Raw genomic sequence first — 23,899 nt, 5'->3', positions numbered from 1 at the left:
CCGCACGAGCCCCGGCCAGCGCCGTGCGGCTAACGCCCCGCCTGCGCACCGCGCCCGCGGGCGGGCGGGCGTGTACGACGCGCCTGCTGGTGCGCCTGCTCCACCCACAGCAAGGTTTCCGCGTGAACCAGAAAGCGCTGCAAATAGTCCGGCGACACGGCCTGCATCGCAGCCAGCGCCTGCACCACCAGCCGGTGGGCATTCAGCGGGCCGGCGTTCTGCGGCCCCCGAGCCACGGCTTTCGCCACTTTCTTCTCTGCCGCGATGCGCGCCAGCGTGGTGCTGAACTGGCGCACGCTGCGCAGGTCGCGGGGGGCCAAGGCATCGGCTTCGGCTTGCAGCGCGCTGCCCATGGCATTGCCCGCTACCAGCCGGGGCGCGCCCATGTCGCGGTTGAGCTGCGCCAGGGCTGCCACGGCGGGCATTGCTGCCGCGGAGGCAGGCGCGCCGCCGGAAACTGCCCAAGGCTCAGTCACTCCGGACGTGCCGCCTTCGCTTTCCGCACGGGCCCTGGTGACATAAGCCGCCAGCGCGGCGTCCAGCCGCTGCGCTAACAGTTGCCGCACCGGTTCGGGTTGCCCGTCCATGCGAGTCGCCAGTGCCTCCAGGTACCGAAAGCGCACTGGCGCGTACCGGTCCAGGCCCTGGCTGCGCAAGACCTCCAGCGCGCCCGTTTCAGGCAGCGTCTGGGGTACCGGCAACACGTCAGCGTTCATCGCAGGGGGCCTGCAGAACTCTGCGGCGAGCGCGCCACAGGCGCCATTTCCACGCGCCGGTTCTGGGCACGGCCCTGTTCGTTGGCGTTGTCGGCCACGGGCTGCTCGGCCCCGAAAGCCGCAGCAAACACCTGCGACGACGGCATGCCCGCATCAATCAACGCCCTGGCCACCGTGAGCGCACGCTGGGCAGACAGCTCCAGGTTGTCGGCAAATCGCTGCTGGCTGCCCCGCAGCAGGGTGGTGTTGTCGGTAAAGCCGCTGACCATCAGCATCTCGTCGCGCTCGCGCAGGTACACCTGCAGCGGCTGCACCAGCGTCTTCAGCAGCTGGCGCCCTTCGGGCCGTAGCTCGTCGGAGCCCGCGGCAAACAGCACGCTGCCGCTGATGCCGATGCGCCCGTTGTTCACGGTGACCCGGCCACTGGCCAGGGGCACGGCCAGGGCTTTCTCGAGCGCCATGCGGCGCTGCTCTTCCTGCTGGCGCTTTTCCACCTCCTGCTTGAGGCTGGCCACCAGATCGATCTGGACCACCAGCACACCCACCAGGATCAGCACAAAGCAGCCGAGCAGGCCCGCCATCAGGTCACCGAACACGGCCCACACCGGCGCGGTCAGTTCGCCAGCGCCATCGTCCATGTCGTCGTCCAGCACCGCCATCACGCTGCCTCGGCCACGGCCACCGTGCGCGTCTGCGCCGCGTGCAACCTGCGCAGGTCTTCCACAATGGCCTGCTGCGATGTCATGCTCAGGTCGATGACCTCACGCGCCTGGGCCACGTAGTAGGCCAGCTGCTCGTCGCTGCGCGCCATCGACTGGCCCAGCGCCGATTCGATGCGGCCCAGCCCCTGCATGAGCCGATCGTTGCTGTCGGTGAACAGCGCCACGCCGTGCGCAAACGATTCGCCCAGACTCGACAGCTCCACCGCACTAGCGGCCACATGGGCCGCGGCGCCGTCGGCCTTGGCGGCCTGCGCATCCAGCACGGTTGCGAACTGCGCGGTGGCCTGCTCCAGCACCTGCGCGGCCGAGCCCACCATGGTTTCAATCGCTGCGCCCTGCCGGTCTGCAGCCTGGCCCACTGCTTCGAGCAGCTGCCCCAGCTGCCCGGACATGGCGGTGCGCTCGGCCAGGGCCTGCGTATCGCGCTCGGACAGCCGCGACATCTCCTGGCGCAGCTGCGTGATCACGCCCGCTGCCGCTTGCGGCACTTCAGATGCGGTCTGCAACAGCCGCGTGAGCGGTGCCTCCAGCGCCGCGCCCAGGTTCTGCAGGTGTACGGCCACGGCAGCCTGCAGGGCGTCAAGCCGCTCCACCGCCGCCTGGCCTCGCTCGGCCTCCTGATCGCGCAGGGCGGCCAGCTCGCCTTGCCATATGGCCGCCAGCGAATCCATGCGCTGCCCCTGCGCCTGCAGCCAGTCGGCCTCGGCCTCGGTGCGGACCTGTACCAGCGCTTCAGATTGCTCCAGCAGGCGGGCCGCGCCGCCCAGGGTGTGTTCCAGCTGCTGGTCCACACGCTGGCTGATACGGTCTGCCGTATCGGCCAGGGCCTGGCCCACGGCCTGCTGCTGCTGCACGGTTTCCGCAGCCGCACGCTGCCACTGCTCGGCCAGCGTGGCGGCCATTCCCGCCATGGATGCGTTCCACTGATCCACCCGTTCGCGATCGGCCTGAGCCTGGGCCTGGCGAGTGTGCTCGGAGGTGTCTTGCAGGGCCTGCAGCATGGCCGCGGTGCGTGCGTCAAACCCGTGTGCAGTGGTCTGCAGCGCGGTATCGAGTTGGCTGGCCGCCGCCTGCAAGGCCTGCGCCACGTCGCGCTGCTGCTGCGCGGCCTGCGCACCTGCATGCTCCCACTGCGCCGTCACGCTGCCCGTCATTGCGTTCAGCGACTCGGCCCAACGGGCCAGGCGCTGCCCGTCGGCAGCGGCCTGTGCCTGGGCCGACTGCACGGTGACTTCATGCACCGCCGCCAGCAGCGCATCGGACCGCTGCGCAAACGATTGCGTCACGGTCTGCAGCGCATGGTCCAGCTGCGACAGCATGGCGCCCTGCGTCTGTTCATGCATGCGCAATGCACCCGTCCAGGTGGCCGACACTTCGCGCGTGGCAGCCTCCCATTGCGCGCCCAGGGCGCGCAGATGGGTTTCGGTGGCGGCATCCAGGCGCGCGTGCGACTGCGCGGCCTGCTCGGTCAGCGCGAGCATGGCGCGCTCGACCACGGGCCGAACGATGTCGCCCGCGGCCACTGCGCCGGCTTTGAGGTTGTCCTGCAGCGAAGCGCCAACGGCGGCAGCCAGCGCGGTGTAGGCGCCGGCCGCGTCGCGGTGGAACGCATCGCTACGGGCCAGCAGTTGGGCATCAAGCTGCTCGTGCCGGCGCTCGATCCCGCTGGCCAGGGCCTCCAGGCGCTCGGCGATCAGCGGCAGCGCGCCCGCCTGCGCCTGCAGGGCTTCCAGCATGGCATCGCGTCGCTGCGCGCCCGAAAACGGCCGCAGCGCCTTGGCAATATGGCCATCCAGCAGGCGCACGGCGGCCATGCGCTCGCGCCGGGCCAGAGCCGACATCAGGCCCAGCATGGCCGACGCAGCCACCCCGGCCACGGATGTGCCGAACGACAGCCCCAGCCCCTTGATGGGTGCCGCCAGCGCGGCCCGGATGGATTCGAGCTGCGTTGATGCCTCTAGCGCCACCACGGCGCCGTTAAAGGTGACCACCATGCCCAGAAAAGTGCCCAGCATGCCCAGCATGACGAGAAGGCCCACCAGATACGGCGTGAGCGCCGGGCCTGGCAAGGCAGCGCGCTCGCCATCAATGCGGCGCAGCACGGGGCCGCGCACGCTGGCATGCAGGCCTTGCGACCACGCATCCAGGCCCGCAGCTGAATCCGGCAGCGCCGACAACGCACCGGCCAGCGACCGGGTGGCGGCGCGAAACTGCATCAGCTCCACCGCACCCAGCACATACACACCCGCGATCACCGCCGTCATGGCCAGCGCCAGCGGGCTGATGCCCACAAACCCCCAGGCCACCCATCCCACCACGGCCAGGCCCACTGCAAACACACCTGTCATCCAGCTGTTTTTCATTCCGTCAGTTCCTTGTTCTTGTGCTGCGCCGCCTCCAGCAAGCCCATCACGGGCTGCAGGCGTACGTCAAGTTCTGCCTGCAGCAGCGCCTGCAGGTCGCGTTCAAATGCGTGCAGCCAGCCACCAGGCTGCTTCCAGCGCGCGGGGTCGTCCACGCTGCCGGTGGCGGCCAGCATGTCTTCGTGCAGCTGGCGGCGGTGGGCCATGCGCCGCTCAAGGTGCCCAGCCAGCGTGGCCCACAGCCGTTGCTCGCGCGGCGCCATCACCTGCTCCATCACGGCGTCCAGCGCGGCCAGTGGGGAGGCGCCAGGCGCAGCGCTTGCAACGCCGCTGCGCACCTGCGCGCGCACCACCGCCGTGCGGGCCTCGATCTGCTTTTGTGCGGACAGGTAGCGGGCGCCATGGGGTGCAAACTCCGCCTCGGCGGTGGGGTCCGGCGGGTCCGTCGGCGTGTTGTCGGCCCGCGAGCGCTGCGGCCTGCCAGCGGCCGGACGCCCCTCAACCAGCGCTGTCAGTTCGGCCCGTGCGGTGGTGACCAGCTGCGCCAGCTGCCGCAACGCTGCGGAGCCTGTGTCTTCGAGGACGCTTGTCGGCACCACATCTTCCGTCGCCCGCACGGCCCGGCTGAGCGTGACGGCATCCACGGTGCTGAGCCACTGGCTGAGCTCTTCACCCACATCCACCTCGCGGCGCGCGCGGCCCTGCGCGGCTGGCATCCATTGCTGGAGCAGTCGAACCAGCGCGGAGCTGTGAAGGCGGTGGTGGCTGTGCAGATTCATCCCGTAATGGCCCGGCCCGCGCGGGCGTTCCTGGCTGGAACGCGCTCGCGGCAGGGATCGGGTCCCCGAAAGGCAAAGCCCGCTATTTTCGCAGGAAGCCCGACCGGCTCTCGCAGCCGGCGATGCGCATCTGTAACCGGATGAGCAAGTGCTTGGGGCAAAGCGACCTCAGCCACCGTCAGAAACGATAAAAATGCACTTGCGCAAGCGCAGCAGGCGGCCGACATTGATCCCGGACAAGCCCAGGGAACCCGGCGCGTGGTGCAATCGCCCCCGTAAGACCTTGACAGGCACCGACCAGACCCGTGCCCCCCAAACCAAGCACTTGCCCGCCCCTGCCATGTCCCGCTCCACCACCGTTCCCGCCGCTGTGGCGCCCCAGTCCGCCGCGCCAGGGGTGCCCCACACGCTCACGGAAGACGCCGTGGCGATCTTCACCGGGGTGTTGCTGATCTCGGTGGGCATCGTGTTTTTCACTAGCGCCGGGCTGCTGACCGGCGGCACGGCCGGGCTGGCGTTCCTGCTGCACTACGCCACGGGTATCGGTTTCGGAAAGATCTTTTTCGTGCTGAACCTGCCGTTTTACTGGCTGGCATGGCGAAAAATGGGCCGCGCGTTCACCCTCAAGACCTTTGCCGCCGTGCTGCTGCTGTCGGTACTGGCAGAACTGCAGTCACAGTTTTTGCAGCTGGCACAGCTGCAACCGCTGTACGCCGCAGTGGCGGGCGGTCTGATCACGGGCACCGGCTTTCTGGTGCTGTTTCGCCACCGTTGCAGCCTGGGGGGCGTGGGCATTGCGGCCCTGTACCTGCAAGACCGCTATGGCTGGCGGGCCGGCAAGGTGCAGATGGCGGTGGACTGCTGCATCGTGCTGCTGGCGCTGTTCACGGTGGAGCCAGTGCGCGTGGCATGGTCGATAGCGGGTGCGGTGGCGCTCAATCTGGTGCTGGCCATGAACCACCGCCCAGGCCGTTACATGGCCGTGTGACCGGCAGGGCTGCATCTGCTGGAATGGAACCTTCGGCCGGCGCCCCGTATCATTCAACCCATGCGGCGCGGTTTTTACATCCTGATGATGCTGGTGCTGGTCCTGCGTGGCCTCACCGGTACCGCCATGGCTGCGGGCGTCATCACGCCCCTGCAGCCCGTCAGCCCGGGTGCCGTATTCACTGCAGTGCATGCCCCCAGCATCGCGCACCAGATGGCTGCGCATGCCGGCGAGCACACGCATGCACAGGAACACCGGCACGAGGGTGGCGTGCACCCTGGGGCACAAGCGCATGACAGCCACACCGCAAAGGTACCTTGCCACGGCGCCGACCACGCCGGTTGTGCCAGTGCCGGTGCAATGCACATGGCGGGCAGCCACCACCCGGGCGAGAGCACCTGTTCGGTCTGCGAAATCTGCCACTCGGCCATGCTCGCCCTGCCGCTGGTCCAGGCCGGCACCCCCGCCCGCACGGGCACGCTGCTGCCCGACACCAGCGCGCAATTCCACAGCGCCCCAGCCGCGCTGGCCTTCGAGCCACCCATCGCCTGATCTCTGACGCCCGAAGTGCGTCTGCCTTTGTCTGGAGCTCCCTCACAGGTCGCTCCGGGCGGCAGCGCAATGCCTCGTTTCTTGTCCGGAGATCGCCATGCGCGCCCCACGTTTCCACGCCCGGTTTCACTCGCTGAACCTGCTGGCTGCACTGTTGCTGGCATCGCCAGCCGCAGTGCTGGCCCAGAGCAACCAGCCGCCAGCCACCGGCGCCCCGCCTTCCGCGTCAGCAGACGCGTCCCTGCCCAGCGCGCCCACCACGCCGCTGGCCTATCAGGCCATCGCCCCGCAGCCTCCGCTGGCTGAAGCCGCCCCCACCGCAACATCCTGGCGCGACGCGCACGGTGCGGTGGCCGCCTTCCCACGGGGCCATGCAGACATCGTGGCCTGGGAGGCCCGCAATGCGGCCCCGCCGGGCACGACGGCGGCGCAGCCGATGCAGGCCCCCGCCGCCTCGGGTGGCGGTCACAGCAGTCATGGCAACCATGGCACCAATGCCGCGGGCGCAAAGGCCCATTCCGGGCACCACCAGGGCCACTCGCCCAAGGCGCACGACACCAAGCCCGCCACGCCCATGCACCACCACGGCCATAGCGGCCACCCGCCTTCCGGGAGCAAGCCATGAGCCGCGCCCCCACCCTATCGCCGCAGGTGCGGCACCAGAGCATGCGCCTGTCGCTGCTGGCAGCGGCCGCCGTGCTGGCAGGCTGTGCGAGCGTGTCACCCGATGGGCTGCGCGGCGATGTGGCCCAGCTCACGGCCCAGCGCACGGCCGGTGTACAGGCCGCGCTGCCCGCCACTGACGCCGCCACGCGCGCCAAGGCGCAGGAATCCATCCAGCGCTGGCTGGCCGAGCCGCTGACGCACGACGCCGCCGTGCGCATTGCCCTGCTCAACAACCCTGGCCTGCAGGCACGGCTGGCCGCGCTGGGCGTGGCCGATGCCGAGCGCGTGCAGGCCATCACGCTGCCCAACCCGCACCTGAGCCTGGGGCGCTTTGCCAACAGCCACGAGCGCGAGATCGAACGCACCCTGGCCTTCAGTCTGCTGGACCTCGTCACCCTGCCCTGGCGTACCGAGCGCCAGGCAGAGCGCCTGCAGATTGCCACCGTGCAAGCTGCGCAGGATGTGGTGACGCTGGCCGCCGACACGCGCCGCGCCTGGCTGCGCGCCGTGGCGGCAGAACAGGTAGCCGCCACGCATGAGCGCATGGTGGAAGCCGCCGAGGCCGGCGCCGAGCTGGCCCGCCGCATGGCCAGCGTGGGCAACTGGAGCCGCCTGCAACTGGCCCGCGAGCAGGCCGTGCTGCACGAGGCCCACGGCCAGCGCGCCCGCGCCCGCCTGGCTGCCGCCACCGCCCGAGAGGAACTGAACCGCCGCATGGGCGTGTGGGGTGCACAGGCCCAGTACAAGCTGGCCGCCCAGCTGCCCGCCCTGCCCGCCACCGCGCTGCCGGCCGACGGCATCGAAGCCACCGCCCTGCGCGAGCGGCTGGATGTGCAGGCTGCCCGACGCCAGCTCGACACGCAGGCCGTACGCCGGGGCTGGAGCCGCGCGGGTGCCGTGTTTGGCGACATCGGCCTGGCTTACAGCCGCAACACCGCGACCGAGCGCGATGGCAGCCACCGCGACATCACCCGCGGGTGGGAACTGGAGCTGCCCCTGCCCCTGTTTGACTGGGGCGGCGCCGCCCGCACCCGCGCCCAGGCTGAGGTAGAGCAAGCCGCTGCCGAACTGCAGGACACCGCTGTGCGCGCCCGCAGCGAGGTGCGCAGCGCCTGGCTCACCTACCGCACCGCGCTCGACCTGGCGCGCCAGCAGCAAAGCGAGGTGGTGCCCCTGCGCCAGTTCATCAGCGACGAGACCACGCTGCGCTACAACGGCATGCTGGCCAGCGTGTGGGACATGCTGGCCGAAGCCCGCAACAGCACGCAGGCCGTGGCTAACGCCATCGAGGCACAGCGCGACTTCTGGCTGGCCGAGACCGACCTGCAGCTGGCCCTGACGGGCACGTCGCCCGGCAACGCCGCAGGCGCGCTCGGTGCCCCCGCATCCGGCGGTGCCGCAACCCCATCTCCCAAAGGCCACTGACATGCAAAGACGCCACTTTTTCACCGGCGCTGCCACAGCCGTGGCCGCAGCCTCCGTCAGCCGCGTCGCCATGGCCGCGCTGCCCGAGCCCGTCACGCAGACCAGCGCCGACACCGCACCACCGCTGCAGCCCGCCACCGGGCGTCCCTACAACCCCGTGGTCACCCTCAACGGCTGGACAGCACCCTGGCGCATGAACGCCGGCGTCAAGGAATTCCACCTGGTGGCCGAGCCCGTGGTGCGCGAGGTGGCACCCGGCTTTATGGTCAACATGTGGGGCTACAACGGCCAGAGCCCAGGCCCCACCATCGAGGTCGTCGAAGGCGACCGCGTGCGCATCTTCGTCACCAACCGGCTGCCCGAGCACACCACCATCCACTGGCACGGCCAGCGCCTGCCCAACGGCATGGACGGCGTGGGCGGCTTGAACCAGCCTGCGATCCCCTCGGGCAAGACCTTTGTGTACGAGTTCGAGGCACGCCGCCCCGGCACCTTCATGTACCACCCGCACGCCGACGAAATGGTGCAGATGGCCATGGGCATGATGGGCTTGTGGATCACCCACCCCAAGGGCAACCACCCGCACATCGCCAAGGTGCAGCGCGACTACGCCTTTTTGCTCAACGCCTTCGATGTGGAACCCGGCAGCATGACCCCCAAGGTCAACACCATGCTGGACCACAACATCTGGTGCTGGAACAGCCGCGTGTTCCCGGCCATCAGCCCGCTGGTGGCGCGGCAGGGCGAACGCGTGCGCATCCGCGTGGGCAACCTCACCATGACGAACCACCCCATCCACATCCACGGGCACGAGTTTGAGGTGACCGGCACCGACGGCGGCCCCGTGCCAAAAAGCGCCCGCTGGCCCGAGGTAACCACCGACGTGGCGGTGGGCCAGATGCGGCAGATGGACTTCATTGCCGACGAGCCTGGCGACTGGGCACTGCACTGCCACAAGAGCCACCACACCATGGGTGCCATGGGGCACGACGTGCCCACCATGATCGGCGTCGACCACCGCGGCCTGGTCGGCAAGATCCAGAAGATCGTGCCCGACTACATGGTGATGGGCGAGCGCGGCATGGCCGACATGGGTGCCATGGAGATGCCCCTGCCCGACAACACCTTCCCCATGATGACCGGCACCGGTCCCTACGGCCCGCTGGAAATGGGCGGCATGTTCACGACCTTCAAGGTACGCGCCAACCAGCCCGCAGGCGACTACCGCGACCCTGGCGACTACAAAGCACCCGCCGGAACCGTGGCCTTTGAATGGCAGGGCGCACCGGCCGCAACGCCGCGCCCTGCGCGCACCCAGAGCCCGGGCACGGCACCCGGCGCCGCCACCGTACGCAAGCCCGCAGCCAGCGGCCACCAGCACTGATATCGGAGAGAATCATGAAAACTATTAAATTCATAGCAACACTGGCAATTGCAACAAGCGCTACAGCCGCTTTTGCCCATGAAAACGCCCACCACGCGGCCAAAGGCCCCGTGGTCAAGGAGCAAAAGGAGTGGGGCATTGCCGGCGACGCGAAGAACGTGCGCCGGACCATCACCGTGAGCATGACCGACGACATGCGCTTTGCGCCCAGCGCGATCACGGTGCAAGAGGGCGAAACCGTGCGCCTGCGCGCGCAGAACAAGGGCAAGGTGCTGCACGAGATCGTGATTGGCACCAAGGCAGAACTCGCCCAGCACGCCGAGATGATGAAGAAGTTTCCGGCGATGGAACACGACGAGCCCTACATGGCGCATGTGCGCCCCGGCGGCCAGGGTGACGTGGTGTGGCAGTTCAACCGGGCAGGCAGCTTTGACTTTGCCTGCCTGATCCCCGGCCATTTCGAAGCCGGCATGACCGGCACCATCACCGTGGTGCCGCGCAAGCCCTGAGCGCGCGGCTGTACCGGGATCGCACTGAGCTTGAACCAAGGACACCACATGCTGAACACCACCCCCTCCACTGCCTCTGCCAGGGCCACCGTCATCGACCGCCGCACGCTGCTGGCCGCCCTGCCCCTGGCAGGCATCGCGCTGGCGATGCCAGGCCTTGCGCGCGCCGCTGCCGGCACGCCGCTCGAAGTGTGGAAAGACCCCAACTGCGGCTGCTGCCACGACTGGGTGCTGCACATGGAAGCCGCAGGCTTTACCGTGAAAGTGCATGACACCGGCAACAACGCCGTGCGCGCCCGCCTGGGCTTGCCGCAAAAGCTGGGCTCGTGCCACACCGCGCTGGTAGGCGGCTACCTGATTGAAGGGCATGTGCCCGCCAACGACGTGCGCGCACTGCTGCAGCAAAAGCCGAAGGCCCTGGGCCTGGCTGTGCCGGGCATGCCGATTGGCTCGCCCGGCATGGATGGCCCGGCCTACGGCAACCGCCGCGACCCCTACGATGTGCTGCTGGTCGCCCGCGACGGCAGCACCCGCATCTTCAAGGGCCACAACGGCAAGGTATCGACATGAATCAACATCCCCTCCCCGCTTCCATGACAGGCCTGGCACAACGCGGGCTTTACACAGCAAGCGCCCGCAACACAGCCATGGCCCTGGTGCTGGCGGGCCTGCTGGGCCCTGCGGCGGTGCTGGCACAAACCGCACCGGCCGCCGCGCCTGCCGCAGTACCCGCAGCGCCGGCTGCAGCCACGGCACCTGCAACCTCTGCCGCAGACCTGAGCGAAGGCGAAGTGGTGCGCTGGGACCCGCGCACCAGCAAGGTCACGCTGCGCCACGGCCCCATCAAGAACCTGGACATGCCGCCCATGACCATGGTGTTCGTGGTGAAGGACACCACGAATGCAGCCGCCATCACGCCCGGCGCCAAGCTGCGCTTTCGGGCCGAGCAGCAGCAGGGTGCTTATGTGCTGACGCGGGTGGAACCGGCGCCCTGACGCATTGAAAGTCTGGCCCGCCGCTGTGAGCAGCCAGGGGCTGCGCATTGACGGGCCATGCTGGCGGCGCCATGACGTGGCGGCCTGTACAGCCCCGGACGTAGGCCGGCACACACCCGCTTTTGCGCAGAGCCCTGATTCGCGGGCTGCCGCGCTCCGCTTCAGTGGCCGCCGCTGGCCTGCTGCGCCTGGTCCACGCTGTTGAGGATGGCGGCGCGCGCCACGGCGTCAAGCGCCCCGGTCACGAATGGCTCACTGGCCACGATGCGCAGCCGGCCCTCGGCCAGCAGCGTGTCGCGCACGCGGCGCGTCATCGAGCACATGTTGCCGTCGCCCTGCTTGAACAGGAAAAGCGTGCCGTGCGCACTGCACCACGACAGCTGCGACCGTACGGAGCCCTGCTCGGTCTCCATCTCGACCCAGGTGCCGACCGCCCAGTCGGCAGACGGGGCTGTGTCGGCATCGTCGAGCTCCGCACCTGAGAGGCTGTCGGGTGCGCCACCATGGTCGGGCAGCTCCACAAAGCCCGATGTCTCGGCCTCCTGTGGTGCCAGCCAGGCATCGCCCGGCAACGAAGGCCAGCTGCTGTCGCCCAGGCTGCCGGAATCGGGGGCCAAGGCTTGCTCCTCGGCATCGGCCTGCGTCTGCGCAGCGTCGCCCGCGGGCTGGTAGCCCGCCTGCAGCACCTGCATCAGGCGCTCCATGAAGGCGCTGGCCTGCTGGGCCGGGAACTGGATGGTGCGCAGCCCGCGGCGCATGTCCGACAGCAGCGCAGGTATGGTCCGCGTGAGCCGTGCCGGGTTGGCCGCCGTGGCATGTGGCGTGGCGGCCCACAGCAGATTGGACACCACGGCACGGTAGCCGCCAGGGTCGGCTTCGCCGCTGCGGTCGGACATGCGGGCTTCAGCCAGTACATGCGACCACGGCCCCAGGATGAAGTCCCGCACCTCGGGCGCCACACCCTGCATGCCCGCCATGGCCTGCAGCTCGGCCTGCAGGTTGCGTGCCGTGAGGCTGCGCTGCTCGGCGTGCTGCAGGGCTTTGACAGCTGCGTCGCGCTGCGCGGCCTGCCGGCCCTGGTCGGCGTTCCACATCTGGATGACCTGCTTGAGCGCCGAATCGAAGTGCGCCGCCTTGGCGTGGGGCAACATCGCAAAGCCCTTGAGCGCCTTGCGCACGGGGCGAAAGAACGCAGCGAAGCCGGGCGTCTCGCTGTCGGTCCAGGCCAGGCTGCGTTTGGTCACCTCGTCGATGAAGCGGCGCGCTGCATGTTCGCGGTCGCTGAAAAACCGAGCATCGTGCCGCACGAGCCCGAGCAGCACGGGTTCGAGGTCGCGCAGGGCCGCGCGCACGGGTGGCAGCAGCCGCTCGTCGCGGCCCAGGTTTTCCATCATCAGCAGGACCACTTCACGGGCGACTGCCTGGCGCGTGCCTTCGGCGTCCTGCCCCATGCGCTCGCTGAGCGCCACACGGCCTTCGCCGCGCGCACGGCCTGCCTGGAGCGCGAGGCGATCCAGTACTTCGTCCACATGGTCGGAGTGGTCCAGAGCATCCAGCTCCGCGGGCAACGTGGCGGGGAATTCGCTGGCCGGTGCGTCCTGCGCGCTGTCGGGCTCATCCTGTGCGCCAGGCTGTGCGTCAAATTCCTTCGCAAACCGCTGTGCAAAGGCTGCCATGCGGTCGGTGGACAGCGATGCAGACTGTGTGGCCGACGCAACTGCCGCCACAGTCGCAGGCGCGGTGTCGTCGTGCACCAGCAGGTCATGCAGGCTGGCGGCGGTCAGCACGGCCGGCGCTGCGGGCTCCAGCGTTTCCGTCGCACGCGCGGCGGCCAGCTGGGCCGCCTCGGGCAGCAGGTCGTTGCTGGCATGGAACCCTGCCGCAGGCGTGGGGCGAGACGCGCCGCCATAGGCCACGGGCTGCACGCCCTTTTCGCGCAGAAAAGAGCACAGCCGCTGGTAGAACACCTCCAGCTCACGGCCGAGCAGGTCACACACCTGCATCATCCACAGCATGCGGATGGCGGGCGAGGCGCCGCTGGCCGTCATCACTTCCTGGAGCACGCGCAGGTACACCTGCGGGTGCAGCGGATTGCGCTCGGCCTGCACCCCGGGCAGGCCCATCACGGCGCAGATCAGCGGGTTGAGTTCTGCCAGGGACGACTGGGCGTGGTCCAGCGTCATCTGCTGGGCGCGTGCCACTTCGACGTGGTCCTGCACCTGCCCGGCGTCCAGCAACTCCAGCTCATCGAAGCGCAATTCGGTCAGCGCCCGGCGCCGCACGGGGGCGCCCTCTGCGCGTGCGTTATCGATGGCGCGGCGCAAGGTCGGGCCAAACCCCTCAATCATGCTGCGCTGGCTCTCACGCAGGCGCATCAGTGCCTGGGCTACGGTGCGCCGGTCGCCCAGGTCGCGCAGTTCAAACTCCTGCCGCTGCAGCTGATAGCGCGCATAGTCAAACAGCTTTTCGGCAAGCAGCGCACTGTCTTTCTGGGCTTGCTCAACGCATTGCTGGTAAAGCGCGGGAAGGTCGGCAGGGTTAGCGTTGGCAGGTGCAGAGGTCATGGACCGGATGGACGTTGAGGACAACAAATGAATCCGCTATTGTTTCATTTCTAACGATTTGTTTCTAGCGAATTGACATAAAAGCGCCGAAACATGTGAGCCAGCCGGCCGACACACCGCGGACGCCCGTGGCGATCCGTGACGCAGCCCGGTACTGGGGCCGCCACAGAGCATGGTACGGGCACCATAATTCCTGCCCATGAATGCCCATTTGACCGCTGCCGACGCTGGCAGCATCACCCGCGTGGCTGGTATCGAAGTTGGCCACTTCACCGAAACACGCCGCCCGACGGGCTGCACCGTGATCATCACCCGAGAGGGCGCCGTGGCCGGAGTGGACGTGCGGGGCGCAGCGCCCGGAACGCGCGAAACCGATCTCCTCAACCCTTCGAACCTTGTCGACAAGGTGCACGCCATCATGCTGGCCGGGGGCAGCGCCTGGGGGCTGGACGCCGCTACGGGCGTTGTGCGCTGGCTGGAGGAGCGCGGCGTGGGTTTTGACGTGGCGGTGGGCCGCCTTCCCATCGTGCCGGCGGCTGTGCTTTTTGATCTGCTGGTGGGAGACATGCGCATCCGCCCCGACGCCGCAGCGGGCTATGCCGCATGCGCGGCAGCCTCCACACAAGACCCGGCCGAAGGCAACGTGGGCGCGGGCACGGGCGCTGCACTGGGCAAGATCTTCGGTATCCAGCGCGCCATGAAGGGCGGTATCGGCACGGCGTCTGTCACCGTGGATGGCGTCACGGTGGGCGCACTCATTGCGTGCAACGCGCTGGGTGACGTGATCGACCCCGACACGGCGCAGGTAATTGCCGGCGCGCGCACGGACGATGGCACGCAGCTGCGCGACACGCGTCGCGCCCTGCTGCGCGGCGATGCGCCCCAGCCGTTACTGGCGGGCACCAACACCACCATCGGCGTGGTGGCCACCGACGCCGTCATCACCAAGGTGCAAGCCCACCGGCTGGCGGTGGCCGCCCACGATGGCCTGGCCCGCAGCATCAACCCCGTACACACGATGTCTGACGGTGACACGCTGTTCAGCCTGGGCACCGGCCGCAGCGGCAAGACGCCGGGCATGATGGTGCTGGCCACCATGGCCGCCGAGGCAACCGCCATCGCCACCGCCCGGGCGGCCCGGGCCGCCTGCTCCATCACCACGGCGGAAGGGCTGTTTCTGCCGGGGATCGAATACTTTGAAGGGTTGAGGACGCGGGCCTGATGACGCCGGGCTCAGCGCGCAGCCCGGTCCGCGCCGCTGGACGGCCCCGAATGGCCCTCCACAGCAATTTTTCAGGGCAAACTGGCCTGCAGCGCACGTTTCAATTGCCTGTAATGCTATTATTTATATAGCAAATTGATGAGATGGCACCTGCCGTGCATGGCAGAAGGCGCAGCAGGCCTGCAGCGCCTGCGTTCCCCACGCGGCGCAAGGTGCAGATTGCAGCACCGGATCAGGCAAACTGGGGACCCCTTGCCCACGCAGGCGCCGCCCCAGCCCCGACCGGTGTTGATGGCCGGGCTTATCAGACACACCACCGCGGGAGCGACCCGCGCTCTTTATGCCCAAGGCGTTTCGCAACACACTGCTTTCCCTGCGCGACCTGCTCGCTTCCGCTGGCCCGCTCGCCTTTCTGGGCCTGGGGCTGCTTGCGCTGGCCTACTGGTGGCTCAACCCCAACCCGCCCAAGACCGTGACCGTGGCCACGGGGCCCGCCCAGAGCGCGTATGCAGAGTTTGGCAAGCGTTACCAAAAAGCTCTGGCGGCCGACGGCATCGAGGTGGTGCTATTGCCCAGCGAGGGTTCGTCGGCCAACCTGCAGCTGCTGCGCGACGGAAAGGCCGACGTGGCCTTTGTGCAAGGCGGCACCGCAGCGCGCCAGCCCGACGATGCCGACGCACTGATCTCGCTCGGCAGCCTGTTCGTGGAACCCGTCTGGGTGTTCTACCGCACACCAGCCTCGCAGCCCATTGCGCAGCCATCAAGTGCACCCGCGGCAGGCGCGGCAAGCGCTGCGCGGCGGCTCGGCGGCGTTGCGCAGCTCAAGGGGCTGCGGGTCAATGTGGGCACCACGGGCAGCGGCGTGCCCAACCTGATGGACCGCCTGCTCAAGGCCAACCGCATGGAGCCCGGCGACGTGAAGCTGTCGCACCTGGAAGAAACGCCCGCGACCGTCGCTTTCCTGGCCGGTCGGCTGGACGCACTGGTGTTCGTATCGGCCCCCGAATCCCCCATGGTGCAGATGCTGTTGCAGACGCCGGGCGTGCAGCTGCTCGACTTTGCCCAGAACGAGGCCTACGCGCGGCGCCTGCCGTTTCTCTCACCCGTTTCGCTGCCGCGCGGCGTGGTGGACCTGGCGCAGGACCTCCCTGCGCGGGACGTGCGCCTGGTGGCGTCCACCACGTCGATGCTGGCCCGCGCAGACACCCACCCTGCCCTGCTCACGCTGTTCGCGCAGAACGCGCAAACGCTGCACGGTGGCGCAGGCTGGTTCAACCGCGCCCGCGCCTTCCCCAGCGTCCAGCACAGCGAGCTGCCCATTGCCAGGGAAGCCGAGCGCGCCATCACCGAATCGGTGCCGCTGCTACAGCGCTATCTGCCGTTCTGGATTGCCAACCTGATCGAGCGCATGTGGCTGGTACTCGGCATCTTGCTGGCCATCATGCTGCCGCTGTCGCGCATCGTGCCGCCGCTGTACCAGTTCCGGGTGCGCTCGCGGGTATTCCGCTGGTACGGCCGCCTGCGTGAAGTCGAGGACCAGATGGAAACTTGCAGCGCGCCGCCGGCCGAGCTGCTCAGGGCCCTGGACGAACTGGAGGGCCAGGCCGAAAAGGTGTCGGTACCGCTGTCGTACGCCGACGAGCTGTATGCCTTGCGCAACCACATCCATCTGGTGCGCAAGAAGCTCCTGCGCGCGCAGGCAGCAGGCGAAGAAGGTGGGCTGCAAAAGCAGCCTTGACGCCCCAGGCATCGGCCATCGGCTGAACGCGCCCGGCCATGCGCCTGGGTGACAGTCAGTGGCGCTAGCGCGCCTTTGGCAAACACCACTGTGGTCGGATCGCGGTGCCGCGCCAGGGCTTTGCAGGTCTGCCCTGTCTGCAGAAATACAAGCGCGGAAAAAAACGCGGAAGGCAAACCGCAGGCGCAAGGAGCCAGCTACCTCGCCGTACGGTGCCGCCTCTTATCGCGTCTTGGGCGTTCTCAGGCCCCTGCCTGCGTCGGGCGAACCCGGTTTGCGCACGTCGGAGCCAGCCGCAGCCGCCAGCGGGACAGCCGCCGATGCAAGCCCGCCCGAAGTAGTGTTCGGGCTTTGGGAGGATGACGGCCGCTTGCGGTCGCCTGCCCTCGCGGCAGGCGCAGGTGCCGGCACGACCTTGAGCATTCCCTCGGAGGCCAGCTTGTCGCGCATGCGGCGCGTCATTGACTGCGTGCTGGCATCAGCCGCAGTGAAAAGGAACAGCGTGCCGTGGGGGCTCGCCCATGTCAGCTGGGTCTTGACCACCCGCCCGTTGGTCACCAGTTCGACCCAGGCGCCGATCACAAAATCGGCATACGGGTCAGGCGCGGCATCGGCTACAGGCGCCTGCGCGCTGTCTTCTGCCGGGACCACAGCTGCGGCTTCTGCAGCGGCGGCTGCAAGGGCAGCGGCCTCAGCCTCGACCTCGGCCAGCCGGGCTCTGGCGCTATCGGTAGCAGCGGCCGCATCGGCAGCACGCGGCGCGGGCTTTTCAAACGCAGCCTGGTGCAGGCCTACAAGCCGCTGCAGCAACGCACTGGTCTGCGTCGCAGGGTGATTGATGGTCTTGAGGCCCTTGCGCAGCTTGGCCAGCAGACCGGGGATGGCCTCATTGAGGCGATCAGGCTCCAGCCGGGTCAGCGCGGGTTGCGAGCTCCACAGCAGTACGGGCACCAGCGCCAGGTAACCGCCCGGATCATCGTCCTGCGCGCCGGGCTCCTTGAGCACCTGGGCCAGCGCGGCCACATCGGCCCAGGGGCCCGCTGCAAAGTCCAGGATATCGGCGGGTACGTTCCCCAGATCGGGCAGGCGGCGAATGTCCGCTGCAATCTTTTCAGCCAGCATTTCCCGCTGCTCGGCATGCAGCAGCGCCTTCTGCTGGGCCTCCTGTTCGGCCCGTGCCTTTTTCTCCTGGGTGTCCCAGGCAGACTGCAGCGCCTTGAACACGGTATCGAACGGTCCGGCATCCGTGATCTGGCTGGCTGCAAGGTGGTCGACTGCCTCGGTGACCAGGCGCATAAACCGGCTGAAACCAGGCGCCTTCTCAGTCTGGAACGCCAAGCTGCGCTGGGTCACTTCGTCGAGCAGGCGGCGCGCCGGATGCGTGCCGTCGGTAAAAAAGCGCCCGTCGTGGTGCACCAGCTGCTTGAGCGCAGGCTCCAAGCCCTGGACCGCTTTCTGTACGGGTGGCAGCAGCCGAGCATCCTGCGCAATGTTCTGCACCATGCGGCTGACCACCTCGACCGCCATGGCGGTTGACTGCATGGCAGCGTCGACCGGCAGGGCTGCATACACCATGGGTGCCACGCCCGGGCCGCGCCAGCCCGCCAGCGGCACGGGCAGTGAGCCCGGCTGGCTGACAGCCCCGGCAGCAGCCCCGCCCGCCAGCCGTCCGACCAGGCGCTCCAGCTGGGCCATATCTTCAATGGCTTCGGCAGCCGCTGCCGCCGCTGAGGGGTGAAATCCGGCGAGCGCGGCCTGTCCGCTGCCCTGGCCCACCCAACCCGGTTGCCCCGCCCCGGAAGGCGCTCCGGGCGATACGCTGCCCTGCACAGCCTGCACCGCACCGGGCCCAGAAACCATGACCGGCGCCCCGACGCCGTAGGAGCGCGGATCGAAAGGGTCACCTCCCGCCAGCATCTGCCGCAGGATGCCAACGGTGAGCAAGGCCTCTTCAGCAGCCGGCGCCATGCCGCCTTGCATCGAGTCCCCCGCCCAGCCGGTTCCTCGGCCATAACCCGTGTTGCCGTAATCGCCCATCGGGGCGTTGGCAGAGTGGCCATAGCCTGAATAGCCGCCGCCATATCCTGTACCGGGCGCGCCATACGCCTGACCGTACCCGGTAGCACCGCCGCCATAGCCGCTGGAGCCACCCCGCGCAGCCCCTCCAGGTCCGCCCAGCACCGCGTAGCCGACCGGCTGCACGCCATGCTCGCGCAGGCTGGCTGCCGTCTTCTTGTATTCATCGACAAGCAACTTGCCCAGAAGGTCGCGCATGTGCTGCATCCACAGCTGCCGCACGTCTGCAGACACGGCAGTGTCGCCCACCACCTTTTGCAAAGCGCGGATATAGCTCTCTGGCCGCAGCGGATTGCGCTCGGGCTGCACGCTGCGCAGCCCTTGCGCAGAGCTGACCAGGGTGTTGAGTTCAGCCAGGACTGCGTCTGTGGCGTGCAGGGCCGATTGCTGTGCCTTGGACAGCTCGACCTGCGCCTGCATTTCGTTTTCGTCCATCAGCGAGAGTTCGCCGAAGTCCATGCCCGTCTCGTCCGCCGGACTGCGGCCCTTGGCGGCAGCTGGCCCCTCCGCAAAGATCTCCAGCAAGGCCATCGGGTAGCCCTTTACCAGCGCCGCTTCGTGCTTGTTGAGCAGCCGCAGGCTGTCGCTGACCAGGTCGCGCCGCCGGATGTCGCGGACCGCAGACTCTTCGCCCGACAGCGCCCCCTGCGTGACCTTGACCAGCTGCTGCATCAGCGCCTCGCCGCCACGCACTGCGTTGACGACGCAGGCGCGGAAAACGGCACGCGATGAAGGCGCAGGCTGGGGCATGGTTTCAGTGTGTCAAGCAGGTGTCTGAATGCAATGCTACTTGACCTAGCGTCTTATTTCAGGGCCTTGTAACGCATCCGCTTGGGCTTTGCACCTTCTTCACCCAGACGTTTCTTCTTGTCGGCTTCGTATTCCTGGTAATTGCCGTCAAAGAAGGTCCACTGGCTGTCACCTTCGGCCGCGAGGATGTGCGTGGCAATCCTGTCCAGGAACCAGCGATCGTGGCTGATAACCAACATCGTGCCTGCAAACTCCAGCAGCGCATCTTCCAGAGCGCGCAAGGTCTCCACATCGAGGTCGTTCGATGGCTCATCGAGCATCAGCACGTTGCCGCCCGCGATCAGGGTCTTGGCCAGGTGCAGGCGACCGCGCTCACCGCCCGACAGCATGCCGACCTTCTTTTGCTGGTCACCGCCGTTGAAGTTGAACCGCCCGCAGTAGGCGCGGCTGGCCATCTGGAACTTGCCGACGTTCAGGATGTCGAGTCCGCCGGACACGTCTTCCCACACGGTCTTGTCATTGGAGAGGTCGTCGCGGTGCTGGTCCACAAAGGCCATCTTGACCGTGGACCCGATGACGACTTCGCCCGAATCCGGCTTTTCCTTGCCGGCAATCAGCTTGAACAGCGTGGACTTGCCAGCGCCGTTCGGGCCAATGATGCCGACGATGGCGCCCGCTGGAATGTTGAAGCTCAGGTTGTCGATCAGCACCCGGTCGCCAAACGACTTGGTGACGTTCTTGAACTCGATCACCTGGCTGCCCAGACGGTCTGCCACCGGGATGAAGATTTCGTTGGTTTCGTTGCGCTTCTGGTATTCGTAGTCGCTCAGTTCCTCAAAGCGGGCCAGACGGGCCTTGCTCTTGGCCTGACGGGCCTTGGGGTTCTGGCGCGACCATTCCAGTTCCTTCTTCAGGGCCTTGGCGCGGGCTTCTTCGCCTTTTTGCTCGGCCTCCAGACGGGCGCCCTTTTGCGTCAGCCAGTCAGAGTAATTGCCCTTGTATGGAATGCCGGAGCCGCGGTCCAGTTCCAGAATCCACTCGGCCGCGTTATCCAGGAAGTAGCGATCGTGGGTGATGGCCACCACGGTGCCGGAGTAGCGCTGCAGGAACTGCTCGAGCCAGTCCACCGATTCGGCGTCCAAGTGGTTGGTCGGCTCATCCAGCAGCAGCATGTCGGGCTTGGACAGCAGCAAACGGCACAGCGCCACGCGGCGCTTTTCACCGCCCGAGAGCACGCCGATGTTGGCATCCCACGGTGGAAGGCGCAGTGCGTCGGCAGCAATTTCAAGCTGGTGCTCTGAATCCGTACCGGCCGTGGCAATGATGGCTTCGAGCTCGGCCTGCTCGGCCGCCAGCGCATCAAAATCAGCGTCTTCGGCGCCATAGGCGGTGTACACCTCTTCCAGACGGGCCTTGGCAGCGAACAGCTTGCCCATTCCCGCTTCCACGCTCTCGCGCACCGTTTGCGTGGGGTCCAGTTGGGGCTCCTGGGGGAGGTAGCCGATGTTCAGGCCGGCCATGGGGATGGCTTCGCCTTCGATTTCCTTGTCGAGGCCCGCCATGATCTTCAGCAGGGTGGACTTGCCCGAACCGTTGGTTCCCAGCACGCCGATCTTGGCGCCCGGGAAGAAGCTCAGGGAGATGTCTTTCAGGATCTGCCGCTTGGGGGGCACGATCTTGCCGACGCGATTCATCGAAAAAACGTATTGGGCCATGGGTATCTAACCTGCAAAAGGGAGCAGAAATTCTGCGTGCAAACCGCGATTATCGGGCCATGCGACAATACACCCGCGGCAGGCTCCAGTTGCCCACCGCATCAGCACACCGCTGGGGACGAAGGCAGCATCCGCTTCCGGGCTCCCACCCTTGAACCTCATCAGCCTGATGACTGGCTCGGCAACCCGACAGGTTGCACGACAGGCCGATACCCAGCGTCCCGGACGGACGCATCCAACCACATGACATTTGACGAACTGAACCTGGCGCCTGCCATCCTGAAGGCTGTGCACGAGACGGGTTACGAAACCCCGACCCCCATTCAGGCACAAGCCATTCCCGCCGTTCTGGAGGGCCACGACCTTCTGGCCGGCGCGCAGACCGGCACCGGCAAGACCGCCGCGTTCACCCTGCCCCTGTTGCACCGCCTCTCGCAAAGCGCTGCCCCCAAGAACAAGTTCGGCGGCAAGGGCATCCGCGCCCTGGTGCTCACACCCACCCGTGAACTCGCAGCCCAGGTAGAAGAATCCGTGCGCGAGTACGGCAAGTACCTGGACATCAACTCCACCGTCGTCTTCGGCGGTGTGGGCATGAACCCGCAGATCGACCGCGTCAAGCGCGGCGTGGACATCCTGGTGGCCACCCCCGGCCGCCTGCTGGACCTGCAGCAGCAGGGTTTCCTGGACCTGTCGACCGTGCAGGTGCTGGTGCTCGACGAAGCCGACCGCATGCTCGACATGGGCTTCATCCACGACGTGAAGAAGGTGCTGGCCCTGGTGCCCAAGGACAAGCAGAGCCTGCTGTTCTCGGCCACCTTCAGTGACGAGATCCGCGAGCTCGCTGCCACGCTGCTCAAGAACCCCCGCAGCATCCAGGTCACGCCTAGCAACACCACCGTGCAGCGCATCACGCAGGTCATCCACCCGGTGGGCCGCGGCAAGAAAAAGCAGGTGCTGCTGCACATCATCCAGCAGCACAACTGGAGCCAGGTGCTGGTGTTCACACGCACCAAGTTCGGCGCCAACAACGTGGCCGAATTCCTGACCAAGAACGGCGTGCAGGCCATGGCCCTGCACGGCAACAAGAGCCAGAGCGCCCGTACGCAGGCCCTGGCCGGCTTCAAGAGCGGCGACATCCGCGCCTTGGTGGCCACCGACATTGCCGCGCGCGGCATCGACATCGACGACCTGCCGCACGTCGTCAACTACGAAATCCCGAACGTTTCGGAAGACTACGTGCACCGCATCGGCCGTACCGGCCGTGCAGGCGCTACCGGCGAAGCCGTGAGCCTCGTCTGCATGGACGAAGAAGGCTTCATGATGGACATCGAGCGCTTTACCAAGCAGCAGATTCCGGTGCAGGTCATCGAAGGTTTCGGTCCCGACGCAGGTGAAAAGGCGGAGCCCATTGCCATGGGTCGCCAGACCATCTGGGGCGGCGCAGGCAAGCCGCCAAGCCGTGACGTGATGCAGGCTGCCGCCAAGGCCGCCCGCAGCGAAATGATGGACCGCATCCGCACCAACAAGGCGGGCCAGGGCGCAGGCGGGGGCGGCGGTGAACGCGCTCCCCGACCAGCAGGTAGCGGCGGCCGGGGCGGCCGTACTGGTGGTGGCGCAGCTGCTGCCGGTGGCGGCAATGGACCACGTGGCGGCCGTGCAGGTGGTGGTGGCCAGGGCGGCGGCGTACGCGCCGGCGGCCAGGCACCCGCACGCGGCCGTTCTGGCGGTGGAAATGGTGGCGGCGGCTACGAGGGTGGTGGCGGCAACCGCTACGACGACTCGCAACCCCCACGCGCCAATGCCCACCTGGGTACCCACATGGGCCACGCAGGCCCAGGCCATCGCAGCTCGGGCAATGCGGGCGGCGCAGGCGGCCAACCCGACCCGATGCGCACCAGCGTGGACAGCATGAGTGGCGGCGGCCGCCGAGGTGGCGGTTATCGCGGTGGCAACGGTGGAGGTGGTGGCTATGGTGGTGGATCAGGCGCGGGTGGTGGCGGTGGCCGGGGCAACGGGCCTCGTGGGCCAGGCGGTTCTCGCGGCTCTTTCGGCCGCTGACGCGAACGGCACCGGGCACCCTGCCCGGCAAAGCGGCAAAGGCGGCTCGTGGGCCATCCAGCCCTCCTCTGCCGTGCATGTGCTCCATGCACTGGGGCGGCGTGCGCCCCCCATCGCCCACCTGCGGGTGCATGCGCACGCGGTGGACTTTTCGGCCATGCCGGCCTTGCCGCCCATCGATGATGTGTACATCACGCTCGGTACCACCATGGCCGCTGCAGGCAGCCAGCGCGCTTTCCGCGCCGTGGACTACGACGCCGTGATGGCAACAGCACGGGCGGCGCGTGCCGCCGGGGCCACACGCTGCGGCGTGGTCACGGCCATGGGGGCCAAGGCGAGCTCCGCCTTTTTCTACAACCGGGTCAAGGGCGAGGTCGAGCGCGACCTGGAGGCGCTGGGGTTCACCACGCTGGTGATTGCGCAGCCTTCTCTGCTGCTGGGCGAACGCGCGGCACTGCAACAGGCGCCACGCGCGGCCGAGTCGTTATCGATGAAGCTCTTTCAGTGGGCAGACCCGGTGATCCCGGCAGCCTACCGTGCGCGGCCTGCCGTGGATGTGGCGCGCGCCCTGGTGCGCGCTGTGCAGACGCGGGGCGCGGGTATCTTCCGCCTAAGAGGCAGCGACCTAGACCCGTTCTGAATAGATCAGCGGGTGCGTCTGCCGGCGTGAGGGTGAC

Annotated in this window: 19 protein-coding genes; 12 read left to right on the top strand and 7 right to left on the bottom strand. The window is 67.9% G+C overall.

Going from position 1 to position 23,899, the window contains the following annotated elements; genetic code table 11:
- Nucleotides 1-29: 29 nt before the first annotated feature.
- The 4 genes from ACTPOI_RS18330 to ACTPOI_RS18315 are packed head-to-tail and all read right to left on the bottom strand — an operon-like array spanning nucleotide 30 to nucleotide 4,580.
- Entirely contained in the window at nucleotides 30-716 is a 687-nt protein-coding gene (locus ACTPOI_RS18330) for a DUF2894 domain-containing protein (protein ID WP_440111359.1), read from the bottom strand.
- The gene (locus ACTPOI_RS18325; protein ID WP_440111357.1) at nucleotides 713-1,375 is read right to left on the bottom strand and encodes an OmpA family protein; all 663 of its coding nucleotides are present in this window, start codon (nucleotides 1,373-1,375) and stop codon (nucleotides 713-715) included. Before ACTPOI_RS18325 ends, ACTPOI_RS18330 begins: the two co-directional genes overlap by 4 nt.
- A complete protein-coding gene (locus ACTPOI_RS18320; RefSeq protein ID WP_440111355.1) occupies nucleotides 1,375-3,801 on the bottom strand; it encodes a DUF802 domain-containing protein in 2,427 nt (808 codons plus the stop codon). The genes ACTPOI_RS18325 and ACTPOI_RS18320 overlap by 1 nt, the downstream gene beginning before the upstream one ends.
- On the bottom strand, nucleotides 3,798-4,580 hold the full coding sequence (locus tag ACTPOI_RS18315) for a DUF3348 family protein (RefSeq protein WP_440111353.1): 783 nt from the start codon (nucleotides 4,578-4,580) through the stop codon (nucleotides 3,798-3,800). Before ACTPOI_RS18315 ends, ACTPOI_RS18320 begins: the two co-directional genes overlap by 4 nt.
- Nucleotides 4,581-4,920: 340 nt before the next feature.
- On the opposite strand from ACTPOI_RS18315, the gene ACTPOI_RS18310 reads away from it, so the two are divergent.
- The 8 genes from ACTPOI_RS18310 (at nucleotide 4,921) to ACTPOI_RS18275 (ending at nucleotide 11,099) form a co-directional block, all read left to right on the top strand.
- Nucleotides 4,921-5,568 (top strand): YitT family protein, encoded by a 648-nt coding sequence (locus tag ACTPOI_RS18310; protein WP_440111351.1) that lies wholly within the window; start codon nucleotides 4,921-4,923, stop codon nucleotides 5,566-5,568.
- Between the two features lie 60 nt (nucleotides 5,569-5,628).
- Complete coding sequence (locus ACTPOI_RS18305; protein ID WP_440111349.1) at nucleotides 5,629-6,120, top strand: hypothetical protein; 492 nt, start codon at nucleotides 5,629-5,631, stop codon at nucleotides 6,118-6,120.
- Nucleotides 6,121-6,217: 97 nt separating this feature from the next.
- The gene (locus ACTPOI_RS18300) at nucleotides 6,218-6,745 is read left to right on the top strand and encodes a hypothetical protein (protein ID WP_440111347.1); all 528 of its coding nucleotides are present in this window, start codon (nucleotides 6,218-6,220) and stop codon (nucleotides 6,743-6,745) included.
- The gene (locus ACTPOI_RS18295) at nucleotides 6,742-8,211 is read left to right on the top strand and encodes a TolC family protein (protein WP_440111345.1); all 1,470 of its coding nucleotides are present in this window, start codon (nucleotides 6,742-6,744) and stop codon (nucleotides 8,209-8,211) included. The genes ACTPOI_RS18300 and ACTPOI_RS18295 overlap by 4 nt, the downstream gene beginning before the upstream one ends.
- A gap of 1 nt (nucleotide 8,212) precedes the next feature.
- The gene (locus tag ACTPOI_RS18290) at nucleotides 8,213-9,595 is read left to right on the top strand and encodes a multicopper oxidase family protein (RefSeq protein ID WP_440111343.1); all 1,383 of its coding nucleotides are present in this window, start codon (nucleotides 8,213-8,215) and stop codon (nucleotides 9,593-9,595) included.
- 14 nt (nucleotides 9,596-9,609) lie between these two features.
- Nucleotides 9,610-10,104 carry a cupredoxin domain-containing protein gene (locus ACTPOI_RS18285; RefSeq protein ID WP_440111341.1) on the top strand — a complete coding sequence of 165 codons (495 nt, stop codon included), beginning with the start codon at nucleotides 9,610-9,612 and terminating at the stop codon, nucleotides 10,102-10,104.
- 48 nt (nucleotides 10,105-10,152) lie between these two features.
- Complete coding sequence (locus tag ACTPOI_RS18280; protein ID WP_440111339.1) at nucleotides 10,153-10,674, top strand: DUF411 domain-containing protein; 522 nt, start codon at nucleotides 10,153-10,155, stop codon at nucleotides 10,672-10,674.
- Nucleotides 10,671-11,099 (top strand): copper-binding protein, encoded by a 429-nt coding sequence (locus ACTPOI_RS18275; RefSeq protein ID WP_440111337.1) that lies wholly within the window; start codon nucleotides 10,671-10,673, stop codon nucleotides 11,097-11,099. Before ACTPOI_RS18280 ends, ACTPOI_RS18275 begins: the two co-directional genes overlap by 4 nt.
- Before the next feature lie 161 nt (nucleotides 11,100-11,260).
- Here the strand turns inward: ACTPOI_RS18275 and ACTPOI_RS18270 are convergent, their stop codons facing one another.
- Nucleotides 11,261-13,663, bottom strand: coding sequence for a DUF1631 family protein (locus ACTPOI_RS18270; protein WP_440111335.1), 2,403 nt, complete (start codon nucleotides 13,661-13,663; stop codon nucleotides 11,261-11,263).
- A gap of 199 nt (nucleotides 13,664-13,862) precedes the next feature.
- Between ACTPOI_RS18270 and ACTPOI_RS18265 the strand changes: the two genes are divergently transcribed.
- Nucleotides 13,863-14,885, top strand: coding sequence for a P1 family peptidase (locus ACTPOI_RS18265; protein WP_440111333.1), 1,023 nt, complete (start codon nucleotides 13,863-13,865; stop codon nucleotides 14,883-14,885).
- A gap of 340 nt (nucleotides 14,886-15,225) precedes the next feature.
- Nucleotides 15,226-16,623, top strand: coding sequence for a TAXI family TRAP transporter solute-binding subunit (locus tag ACTPOI_RS18260; protein WP_440111331.1), 1,398 nt, complete (start codon nucleotides 15,226-15,228; stop codon nucleotides 16,621-16,623).
- Between the two features lie 222 nt (nucleotides 16,624-16,845).
- Here the strand turns inward: ACTPOI_RS18260 and ACTPOI_RS18255 are convergent, their stop codons facing one another.
- Together ACTPOI_RS18255 and ettA are read right to left on the bottom strand one after the other, a co-directional pair.
- Nucleotides 16,846-19,449: a DUF1631 family protein gene (locus ACTPOI_RS18255; protein WP_440111329.1), complete on the bottom strand. Its 2,604-nt coding sequence runs from the start codon at nucleotides 19,447-19,449 to the stop codon at nucleotides 16,846-16,848.
- A 53-nt stretch (nucleotides 19,450-19,502) separates the two neighbouring features.
- On the bottom strand, nucleotides 19,503-21,164 hold the full coding sequence (gene ettA / locus ACTPOI_RS18250; RefSeq protein ID WP_440111327.1) for an energy-dependent translational throttle protein EttA: 1,662 nt from the start codon (nucleotides 21,162-21,164) through the stop codon (nucleotides 19,503-19,505).
- A gap of 243 nt (nucleotides 21,165-21,407) precedes the next feature.
- Here ettA and ACTPOI_RS18245 point away from each other — a divergent pair, with 243 nt between their 5' ends.
- Nucleotides 21,408-23,222 (top strand): DEAD/DEAH box helicase, encoded by a 1,815-nt coding sequence (locus ACTPOI_RS18245; protein ID WP_440111325.1) that lies wholly within the window; start codon nucleotides 21,408-21,410, stop codon nucleotides 23,220-23,222.
- Entirely contained in the window at nucleotides 23,134-23,862 is a 729-nt protein-coding gene (locus ACTPOI_RS18240; RefSeq protein ID WP_440111323.1) for a nucleoside-diphosphate sugar epimerase, read from the top strand. The genes ACTPOI_RS18245 and ACTPOI_RS18240 overlap by 89 nt, the downstream gene beginning before the upstream one ends.
- Nucleotides 23,863-23,899 lie beyond the last annotated feature (37 nt).

This window comes from Acidovorax sp. BL-A-41-H1 (genome assembly GCF_051942715.1).
The sequence above is the reverse complement of the archived record's forward strand: the minus strand, read 5'-3'. Positions and strand labels throughout refer to the sequence as shown.